Origin of the sequence: Intrasporangium sp., assembly GCF_040414665.1 — a bacterium.
Lineage (GTDB): Bacteria > Actinomycetota > Actinomycetes > Actinomycetales > Dermatophilaceae > Intrasporangium.
On record NZ_JBEDUL010000059.1, the window covers coordinates 1 to 9,834 of the forward strand.

The window sequence follows — 9,834 nt, forward strand, 5'->3', positions numbered from 1 at the left end:
CGAACCGGGCAGCTCCTCGAAGCGGCCGCGCGGCACCCATCGCGTGACCGCCCACGGCTCGCGCATCCATCATCGTCATCTCGCCACGCGCCCACGCGCGCGCCGCATCGACCGCATTGCGAGGCCGAGGATCGGTCGGCTCCTCCGCCTCGAAGAGAGGCAGCACGTGCTCCGCACACTCCGCGGCCCACAGGGCCAGAAGCTGGTGATCCGCCTCGCCGAGCAAGCCGCCTCGGCGGATCGTGATCAGGCGCGGGTCCCGGACCTTGGACAGGATCATGTACACAGCCTCGCAGTCCCGACCCTGGACCCGTCCGTGGTGGCTTGACCGGTCGACACCGGGCGGAAGGAGTCACGCCTCGCGTGGGCACGGAACCTCGCGGCATGCGTACCGGGACAACGATTGCGTATTCGCGAATCCCGGTTCAGCCTCTCTAGTAGAGGAGTAGTCGGCAACCGGCGCTCCGGACTCGCGGGCGGGAGGAGGGCCACATGGCTGAACCCACACCGCCGGCTGCGACGGGTCGGATCTTCGTCAGCTACCGTCGGGAGGAGACGGCCTACCCGGCTGGCTGGCTGTATGAGCGGCTGGCCGAACGCTTCGGTGCCGGCCAAGTCTTCAAGGACGTCGACTCGATCCAGCTGGGTGACGACTTCGTCGAGGTGATCACCAGAGCGGTCGGGTCGTGCGACGTCCTGCTCGCACTGATCGGTGAGGAGTGGCTGACGGTCAGTGACAGCTACGGAAGGCGGCGGATCGACGATCCGGACGACTTTGTCCGGCTGGAGATCGAGGCCGCGCTGACGCGTCAGGTCCGCGTCATCCCGATTCTGGTCGACGGCGCGAACATGCCGAGCGCCGACGAGCTGCCGGACAGTCTGGCCGGTCTGGTACGTCGCCAAGCCCTGGAACTCAGCCCGAGCCGCTTCGAGTTCGACACCAACAGGCTGTTCCGCGTGGTCGACTGGACCCTCGCCGACGTTCGCACGGCACAGGATGCCACTGCAGAGGAGCCGGTGCAGGTTGCGGAGCCAGTCAGCACGGCTGCTGTGGAGAGCCGGAACACGCCGGTGCCGGACGCGACGAGACCAGCCGCAGCGTCCAGTCCCGCGCAAGGAGACGCTGCGAGGCCAGCTGGGACGGCGTCCGACCTGGAGAGGGGAGGGCCGGAGGGGAATCCGAGGCGGCCCAGAACGCGGCCGTGGATTCTGGCCGCGATCTGCGCCGGGATCGTGCTCATCGCCGTGATCGCCGTCATCGTCGCGAACTCGCTGCGGTCGTCGACCCCGAACGGGAGCGCAGCCGACGGACAAGTCCCTCCCAGCGGCGGCATCGACGTCGACTCCAGCATCGTCACCAGTGCGGAGGGTCTCCAGTTGAGCGGCCTCACGGCGGTGACCCGACGAGAGCCCGACCCCCCACAGGTGGGTGACACGGTGACGGTCAGCTATTCGCTGAAGAATGTGGGCGAGCAGCCCATTCAGCTCGCCAATACCTTTGTCGGCGTGCGAGACCCGGCCAACACCAACCGGGATACTGAGGATGTCAACGAGGGAACCACGCTCGAGCCGGGTGAATCGGTCACCGCGCAGGGTCGAGTTCTGCTGGATGCTGCCGGCAAGTGGCAGCTCTGGCCTTGTTATGCGCTCAGTGACGGGACCCTGTGCCGCGACAAATGGCAAGTGTTCTTCGTCCTCACGAGTTAGCCGCTCCATCGACCGCGAGCCAGATCCGGGTCACCCGGCGCGGGTGACGAAACCGCACGAAACGTTCGCGAGGATGAGCCCCATGTCGCGCGACAGAGTGCGGATCCCGGGCCGCGTTCCGGTGCCGCCGCTCGAGCCGGAGTGGCTGATCGTCGATCACCTGCCGCTGTTCCATCGCGTCCATGTCCGACACGATCACAGCGGCGTCCCGATCGTTCATGTGCACGGCTTCGGGATCTCGGGGACCTACCTCGAGCCGACCGCCGCCGTGCTTGCGGCGGAGCACCCGACCTACGTGCCCGACCTCCCGGGGATGGGCCGCAGCCTGCGCCCGAGGCACGGGCTCGACCTGCCCGGACTGGCCCGCGCGCTCGTCGGGTACTGCGACGTCGTCGGGGTGGAGAAGCCCGTGCTCGTGGGGAACTCGCTGGGCTGTCCGATCATCATCGAGGTGGCGGCAAGCTTCCCGGGACGGATCGCCAGCGCGGTGCTGGTGTCTCCCGCCGGCGGCCCGAACAACCAGCCGATGGCGCATGCCCTGAGGCAGATGGCCCAGGACGGTCTGCGGGAACCACCGTCGATGTTGCCGATCGCCGTTCGCGACTATCTGCGCTTCGGCGCCCTGCAGAGCCTGTCGCTGTTCCGGGCGATGACCCGCTACCCGACGCTCGACAACCTGCACCTGCTGGACGCTCCGACCCTGGTCATCGTCGGTGAGCGCGATCCCCTGGTGAAGATCTCCCGCGCGTTCGTGTTGGCCGAGATGCCGCACGTGACGGCGGTGAAGGTCCCGGGAGCACACGCGCTGAACTTCAGCTCCCCCGAGCTGATCGCCGAGCTGGTCGAGGCACATCTGGCGGGCGGCTCCCTGCTCGCCGGCCCTCTGGCGCAGCGCGGCGCGGAACTGGTCGAGGTCTACGACACGGCCCCGCTGCCCGATCCGGCCGGCCTCACGGTCCGCTGACGACCTCAAGCCGGAAAGATCCCGCGCTCCGAGAAGATCAGCCCTTGCCGATCAGGTCACGGAGCGCAGTGAGGACGTCGGGGGTGACACCTTCGGGTCGCATGACGGCGTTCCACGCGTCGACCTGCTCCTCCGTGTACTTGTGGCCGAAACCGCCCGGGACCCCCGTGGAGAAGGGGAGGTCCGCGGTGACCTGCCAGAAGGTCACGAAGGGGATCCAGACCATGTCGAGCACGTCGTCCCCGTGCGCTTCCTTGATCCAGTCCGGCTCGGTGAAGATGAGGTTGGGGCTCCACCAGACGATCGGGTCCGACGCGTGCATGAGGTAGAGCACTCGGTTGCCCTCCCACTGCTGGCCGTCTGGCGGGATGTCCGCGCTCGCGTCGCTCGCGAAGCGGACCGTCCGGCCGTTCTTGTAGACCGGCTGGATCTCGGGGCTGCCGCTGTCGCGGTGGTCGCTGAACTCACGGAAGAGGGTGTTGAAGTTCGGCGGCCCGACGAACAGGGTGCCCGAGGTGCGGTTGCGCAGGTCCGCTTCGCCGCTGAACGCTGTCTCTCCGCCGAAGGAGCCCAGGCTCTCCCCCGCGACGAACAGTCTCGGTCGGTGGTCGGCCGGCAGTCCGCTCCAGCGCTCGTAGACGGCGTCGAACAGCGCCCGGCCCGCCTCGCGTGCCTTGGACTGGTCGACGAGGTACGAGATCCATGAGGGCAGATGGGAGTACTGCATGGCTACGGCGGCCGAGTCGCCGCTGAGGTACTCGAAGCTGTCGATCAGGGCCGGGTCGACCCAGCCGCTGCCTGTCGTCGTGATGACGAGCAGGTCGGCGCGGTCGAAGCCGCCGGCGCGGACGAGGTCGTCCACGGCCAGGCCGGCCCGGGTCTCGGCGTCATCGGCCGATGCGAGGCCGGCATAGGTTCGGATCGGCTCCTTGGCCGTGTGGTGTGCTACGCGCTCGATGTCATCGGCCGAGGGGCCCGACGCGGCGAAGGTGCGGCCCTCGCGACCCAACGTGTCCCACGGCACGACGGACCCCGGGCCACCGGACCGCAGCCCGGTGGTCGGTTGCGTGACGCCCTCCTCGGTGATCGTGTCCCGCACGGCGAAGGCCTCGTCGGCAGCGTTCGACAGCCCTTGGAGCAGCACGCCGCTCACCAGCAGCCAGACCGTCGCAGCGGCCAGCACCCAGCCAACCGCGGCCGCGGCGCGCGGCCCGATCCACCGGCGCAGGGCACGAGCGAGCCAGCGATAGAGCCGGCGGACACCGCGCCCAACCAAGAGCAGCAGGGCGAAGAGCAGCACCGCGACGAATGGCGACGCGACGACCAGGGCGAGGTTGTACTCGTCGATCTCCATGAGGCGCCGGATCTCGTACTGCCAGTACTGCCCGAACCCGAACGAGACCCCGAGCAGCACACCCGCCGAAACCGCGAAGGCCCGCCACGAGCGAGGTTGCGTGGGGCGAACGCCGCGGTCGGCGAAGGCCCGCCAGATCCACGCCGCGAGGACGCCGAGACCGTAGCCGATGGCCGCGGTGATGCCGCACACGATGCCCTGGAGGAGCCCACCGCGCGGCAGCAACGACGGCGTGAACGACACGGCCGCGAAGATGACGGCACCCCAGCACCCCGGCAGGGTCAGGGCGGCTCGGTTCAGGGCACGGGTCCACAGCCCGACCCCCGCCCGCTCCGCGCTCACGGCCGGGGCTGAACCCGACGCACCTTCCGTGGTCGAACCCGCGGCCTCACGAACCACCGTGACCTCCCGGACACCTTCGTCCAACGACCTCACCCTACGGCCACTGGGCCGTCCCCCAGCCCAAAAGCACGTGAACTCGCCGTGGGGGATGCGCCTTCTGGGTCGGTGCGGCTGATCCGGGCAGTGGTCGACTCAGTCGGCAAGCCGACGGGCGGGTGGCCCTCCGGCGAGGACTGATGCCGGCTCTCAAGTCCGGGAGGGCTGGGACGGCACGTGGAGGCGGGTGGAGGTCAGCGGCATACGACACACCTCGTATGCCGCTGAGCTGGTTTCCCGAGGAACGCGGCCACCCGCTCGGCTCAGGCGGTGAGGTGCACGGCCGGGAGGCTGTGGAACGCCCCGAGTCGCGCGACCGCGGCGTCGATGCGGGCCAGGTGCCCGCGTCCCAGCCGTGGCGCGAGTCGCGTCTCGACGGTGACGCGGTCGCGGTGGACGGTGCGTTTCCAGAGCCCGACCCGAGCGGCGTCGACGACAAGCCAGCCCCACCACTGCTCGAGGCCCGGCAGCACGGGCGCTCTGTCGACGGGTGTGAAGCCCACGGTCGGGTAGGTGAGCACGGCCTCGTCGTAGACAGGAAAGAGCAAGGCATCTTCACGGCGGGTGGCGGCCTCGGGAGCCACGGCCGCCGGCCCGAACCAGTGCGGCGTGCCGTCGACGTCGAGCTGCTCGAGCGCGTCGCCGGCCGCGGCGACCGCCCGCTTCGCGTCGGCCACGGTCAGGGTGGCCCACCGGGTCAGGTCCTTCAGGGCCGCGGGTCCGTGGCCGGTGAAGAACCGGGTCGCGAGCTCGGCCAGAGCCTCGTCGCGGGTGCGCTCCGGTGCCGGGGGGACGAGCTCATCGACGAGACCGTAGGTGTGCTCCTTGCCGCGGATGGGGCCACCGCACACGAGGTTGCGCAGCTCCGCAACCAGCAGGAGGTGCCCGACGGCCGGGCCAGACCCTGGCAGCCCTCCGGAGCCGAAGACCTGACCGATCTCCTTACGGGTCAATGGGTTGTCACCTGCGACGGCCTCGCCGAGCAGGTGCAGCGCCCGGTCCAGGTCGCGCTCGGCGGGCACGTACTTGCGCACGTAGGCCAGCTCCTTGGGCTCGACCCGCGGGGAGGTCAGGCGCTGGAGCCACCGCAGGTCCTGCGCAGGGACGAAGTGCCACGTCTGGCGCAAAATGTGGGTGCGGACGAAGGCCCCCGAGTCGAGCTCGTCCCTGACGGAGGCGAACGTCGCGCCCCGCGTGCGCATCGCGAGTGACCACAGGGCGTGGTCCCGCTCCTGGGACTGGACCCCGAGAAGGAGCCGGACGACGTCGGCCGCGGAGTCGAGAGGGGCACTGGTCAGGCGCTGTACCGCCAGTCGCCGGCGCACGATCGCGCTCACGACGTGCGGCTCGTGGGGCATGTCACCACGCTAGCGGCGGCACCGTCTGCGAAGTTCGCCTCCCTGCGCCTCCATCCGTGCAATCCTCAGTCATGGGCACAGCCGTCGAGCCACCTGGCGGCAGGCCGGTCGGGGCGTCCGGGGGACGCATCGACCAGTTCCGTGCGCGCGCAGAGGCCGCCCGGCGACGCTATGAGGAGCTGGCGCAGCGACAGCCGCTCTACGGCATTCCCCTGACCTGTCTGGCCACGTACGCCGCTCGGCAGGGGATGCTGCTGGCGAGCGCCATCGCATTCCGCCTCTTCTTCTGGGTGCTGCCCGCGATCGTGCTCGGGATCTCGGTGCTGTCGGGCCTCGGACGAGCCGGCCTCGACGAGACGGCCGCCGACGCAACCGGCATCACCGGCGCGGCCCGGGCCGAGGTGCTGCGGGCGCTGTCGGAGGGCGGCCGTTCGTGGTGGATCCTGGCCGTCATCAGCCTGTTCGGCTTGCTGTGGGCCACCATGCTGCTCCGGCGCGCGCTCGCCCTCGTCAATGCCCACCTGTGGGCGGCGCCGGCCCTCAAGATCCACACGAGGCAGCTCATCGTCTCTGTCCTCTTCTTCGTCACGCTCGTCGCGATCATCGCGTTCAGCTCCCGGATGGTCGCCCGCCTCGATGCCCTCCTGCCGGGAGGCTTCCTCCTGTCGCTGGTCGCGCAGGCCGCTATTGCCGGCGCCTGCTGGCTCGCAGTGCTGGTGCGGCTGCCCGACCGGCGGTCCCAATGGAGCGACCTCGTTCCCGGCGCGGTGCTCTTCGGCGCGGGCCTCGCGCTCATGCACCTGGTCAGCAGGGTGTACCTGCCGGCGCGGTTCGAGCACTCGTCCGCGCTCTATGGCTCGCTCGGCATCGCCGCGGTCATCCTCGTCTGGCTGTTGCTGTTCGGGCAGCTCGTCGTGTGGAGCGCGGTCGTCAACGCGGTGTGGTTCGACTTCCGGACGGCTCGGGATGCCGGCGAGATCACCGGCACGGAGGCTGCGACCGGCACGACCGGCACGGTCACCACCGTCAGGCCCTGATTGTCACGCTGCGGCCACCTGTCGATCACGCCGGGATCTCAACGGACACGACGGGTCATCGGTCCGGTCACATCCCGATAAATGGCGCCGTCTCTCGCAACGATCCGCTTCTACGGTCGGTCCATCAGACGTCGGGGACGACGCGAGGGGATCATCACCATGGGAGCACCCAATTATCGCAGGCTGATGTCGCATGCTGCCACCGCGGTGGTGATCGCCCTGGCGGTGACGGCCTGTAGTAGCGCGGGCGGTGCAGTCGACCGCGGCGGCAGCGTGTCTGGCCACCCGGCCCCGGACAAGCGACGCCTGCCCAGGGATGTGCCGACTACCGGTGACTTCGCCGTGAGCGACCCGGACCAGGACCCGCTCTCGACGTTCGCGCTCGACATCGACACCGGTTCGTACACCCGCTTCCGCGACGCGGTGAACCAGGGCCGCCGGATCACCCCGAGTGAGGTCCGCACCGAAGAGTTCGTCAACTACTTCGAGCAGGGCTATAAGGCTCCGCTCGAGGGACTCGACGTGAGTATCGACGCGGCCGCGTTGCCCTTCCGCGACGGCCATCGTCTGGTCCGGGTCGGCATCAGCAGCGCGGACCCCCACGACGAATCACGTTCCGATGCCGACCTCGTCCTCGTCGTGGACTGCTCAGGATCGATGAACGAGGCGGGCAAGATGGACACGACCAAGATCGCCCTGCGAACCCTTGCCGCGTCGCTGCGGCCGACGGATCGGGTCGCCATGGTCTGCTACTCGACGGAGGCGGAGGTCGCCCTCGAACCGACCGCCGCCTCGGACCGACCGGCGATCGACGGGGCGATCGACTCCCTACGCCCGCAGGCGTCGACCAACGCGGAGGCCGGGCTCGCACTCGGCTACGACCTGGCCGCGTCCATGCACACGGAGGGCCGGATGACGCGCGTCGTCCTGGTCAGTGACGGTGTCGCCAACGTCGGCGACACCAGCCCCGGCGGCATCCTCGAGCGGATCAGCACGCAGGCGCGGGCGGGGACGAACCTGATCTCGATCGGTGTCGGCATCGACAACTACAACGACCACCTGCTCGAGCAGCTCGCGGACCGGGGCGACGGTTGGCACGTGTATGTCGACACCTCCGCCGAGGCCGAGCGGGTGTTCGCCACCGGGCTCACCGGCTCGCTCGTCGTGGCTGCGCGTGACGCCAAGGCTCAGGTCGAGTTCGACCCGGACCTCGTGCAGGGATACCGGCTGCTGGGCTACGAGAACCGCGACGTGGCGGACCGCGACTTCCGCAATGACGCGGTCGATGGTGGTGAGGTCTTTGCCGGCCACGCCACGACCGCCCTGTACGACGTCGAGCTGCGCGAGGGCTCGCTCGATGCCTCGTTCGTCCGGGCCACGGTCCGCTACCTCGACGCCAGTGGCGAGCCGGTCGAGCGCACCCGGCAGCTCCGCGACGCGGAGAGCGCCCCGACCATCGAGCAAGCCTCACCGCGTCTTCGCCAGAACCTCGTCATCGCCATGCTCACCGACCGGCTCACCGACGGTCCCTGGTCACGGTGGACCGGACCAGCCGACCTGCGGAACCAGGCTGCCGCCCTGACCGACTCGCTCGATGGTGATCGTGACGTGGCGGAGCTGGTCCGCCTCGTCGACCGCGTCACCACCTGAACTCGCGCGCCGAGGGCCAAACACTCGGGCCCACCCCGACCTGGCATAGGCTGGCGCCGTCCGCACCATCGCCGCAGGTCCGAGGTGAGGCACGGCGCCCGGGAGTGATCATGCTCATCGCGTTGGTCCTGGAGTGACGCCGCCATGACGGCGGTCGTGCGCGGTGTCGCCTGGCTCGGCGTCTTCATCGGCGTCTGTGTGGCGCCGTTGGCCCTGGCGCTGATGAGCACGACCCAGCCGGGGCAGGGCTTCTGGACCGACTTCTCGGTTGCTCTCGGCTTCGTCGGCCTGGCGCTGCTGGGCATCGAGTTCGCGCTCGTGGCCCGCGTCAAGACGGTCGCGGAGCCGTTCGGCACGGACGCGGTCATCGACTTCCACCGGCAGATCGGGTACGTCGGCCTGCTCTTCGTCCTCGTCCACGTGGCACTCTCCGCCGACTGGAGCCAGGCCAACCCGTTCACTCCGAGCAACACGCCCGCCAGGGTGCTGGTCGGGGCAGTGGCAGCGGCGGCCCTGGTGATCCTCGTGGTGAGCTCGGTCTGGCGTCGGCGGCTCCGTCTGTCCTACGAGGTGTGGCAGGTCCTCCACGCGGTGCTCGCGGCGGTCGCTGTCGTCGCGGCGCTGGTGCACGTCCTGCTGGTGGACTACTACGTCGACAGCGCGTGGAAGAAGGCGCTGTGGTCGATCATGACGGCCGCGTTCCTCTGGCTGCTCGGGTGGGTGCGCCTGATCCGTCCACTGCGGCTTCGTCGACGTCCATGGACGGTCGAGCGCGTCACGCCGGAACGAGACAGCACGACGGTGCTCACGCTGCGCCCCGCCGGACATGACGGCCTGCGATTCGAACCCGGCCAGTTCGCGTGGATCACCGTCGGCAGATCACCGTTCTCCGTCACGTCCCACCCGTTCTCGTTCAGCTCGAGCGCCGAATCGCACGGGAGCGTCGAGGTGGCCATCAAGGCGGCCGGCGACTTCACGTCGAGCGTCGCCACGGTCGAGCCGGGCACCACCGTCTACGTCGACGGCCCGCACGGGGTGTTCTCCATCGACCAGTACGAAGGCGCCGGCTTCTGCCTCATCGCCGGAGGGGTCGGCATCGCGCCCGCCCTGAGCATGCTCGAGACGCTCGTCGATCGGGGGGACGTCCGTCCCGTTGTCCTGTTCGCCGGCAACCGCAGCTGGGAGAGCGTCATCCTGCGCGACCGCATCGAGGAGCTCTCCAGGACACCGAACGTGACGGTGGTGCACGTCCTCGAGCAACCGCCACCGGACTGGGACGGGGAGAGTGGCTTCCTCGACGCAGACATCCTGGCCCGCCACCTCCCC

The 9,834-nt window shown here is 69.6% G+C and carries 8 protein-coding genes; 5 read left to right on the forward strand and 3 right to left on the reverse strand.

Features of this window, described 5'->3' with window-relative positions:
* Nucleotides 1-280: putative immunity protein (locus tag ABF401_RS06195; protein WP_353508668.1), on the reverse strand; the 280-nt coding region annotated here is incomplete at its 3' end.
* 212 nt (nt 281-492) lie between these two features.
* On the opposite strand from ABF401_RS06195, the gene ABF401_RS06200 reads away from it, so the two are divergent.
* Together ABF401_RS06200 and ABF401_RS06205 are read left to right on the forward strand one after the other, a co-directional pair.
* Nucleotides 493-1,707: a TIR domain-containing protein gene (locus ABF401_RS06200; protein WP_353508669.1), complete on the forward strand. Its 1,215-nt coding sequence runs from the start codon at nt 493-495 to the stop codon at nt 1,705-1,707.
* Between the two features lie 82 nt (nt 1,708-1,789).
* Nucleotides 1,790-2,671 (forward strand): alpha/beta fold hydrolase, encoded by an 882-nt coding sequence (locus ABF401_RS06205; RefSeq protein WP_353508670.1) that lies wholly within the window; start codon nt 1,790-1,792, stop codon nt 2,669-2,671.
* A 37-nt stretch (nt 2,672-2,708) separates the two neighbouring features.
* On the opposite strand, the gene ABF401_RS06210 is transcribed toward ABF401_RS06205, so the two are convergent.
* Nucleotides 2,709-4,451: an alpha/beta hydrolase gene (locus ABF401_RS06210; RefSeq protein WP_353508671.1), complete on the reverse strand. Its 1,743-nt coding sequence runs from the start codon at nt 4,449-4,451 to the stop codon at nt 2,709-2,711.
* A 275-nt stretch (nt 4,452-4,726) separates the two neighbouring features.
* Nucleotides 4,727-5,821: a winged helix DNA-binding domain-containing protein gene (locus ABF401_RS06215; RefSeq protein ID WP_353508672.1), complete on the reverse strand. Its 1,095-nt coding sequence runs from the start codon at nt 5,819-5,821 to the stop codon at nt 4,727-4,729.
* A gap of 71 nt (nt 5,822-5,892) precedes the next feature.
* Between ABF401_RS06215 and ABF401_RS06220 the strand changes: the two genes are divergently transcribed.
* The 3 genes from ABF401_RS06220 to ABF401_RS06230 all read left to right on the forward strand — a co-directional run.
* Nucleotides 5,893-6,858, forward strand: coding sequence for a YhjD/YihY/BrkB family envelope integrity protein (locus tag ABF401_RS06220; protein WP_353508673.1), 966 nt, complete (start codon nt 5,893-5,895; stop codon nt 6,856-6,858).
* A gap of 186 nt (nt 6,859-7,044) precedes the next feature.
* Nucleotides 7,045-8,508: a vWA domain-containing protein gene (locus ABF401_RS06225; RefSeq protein ID WP_353508674.1), complete on the forward strand. Its 1,464-nt coding sequence runs from the start codon at nt 7,045-7,047 to the stop codon at nt 8,506-8,508.
* A 144-nt stretch (nt 8,509-8,652) separates the two neighbouring features.
* Nucleotides 8,653-9,834, forward strand: a 1,182-nt coding sequence (locus ABF401_RS06230; protein WP_353508675.1) for a ferredoxin reductase family protein, incomplete at its 3' end; no start/stop codon positions are given.

Excerpts from the sequence above, each read along its gene's own strand:
- ABF401_RS06215 (WP_353508672.1), bottom strand. The coding sequence starts at position 5,821 with ATGCCCCACGAGCCGCACGTCGTGAGCGCGATCGTGCGCCGGCGACTG.
- ABF401_RS06225 (WP_353508674.1), top strand. The coding sequence starts at position 7,045 with ATGTCGCATGCTGCCACCGCGGTGGTGATCGCCCTGGCGGTGACGGCC.
- ABF401_RS06200 (WP_353508669.1), top strand. The coding sequence starts at position 493 with ATGGCTGAACCCACACCGCCGGCTGCGACGGGTCGGATCTTCGTCAGC.
- ABF401_RS06205 (WP_353508670.1), top strand. The coding sequence starts at position 1,790 with ATGTCGCGCGACAGAGTGCGGATCCCGGGCCGCGTTCCGGTGCCGCCG.
- ABF401_RS06220 (WP_353508673.1), top strand. The coding sequence starts at position 5,893 with ATGGGCACAGCCGTCGAGCCACCTGGCGGCAGGCCGGTCGGGGCGTCC.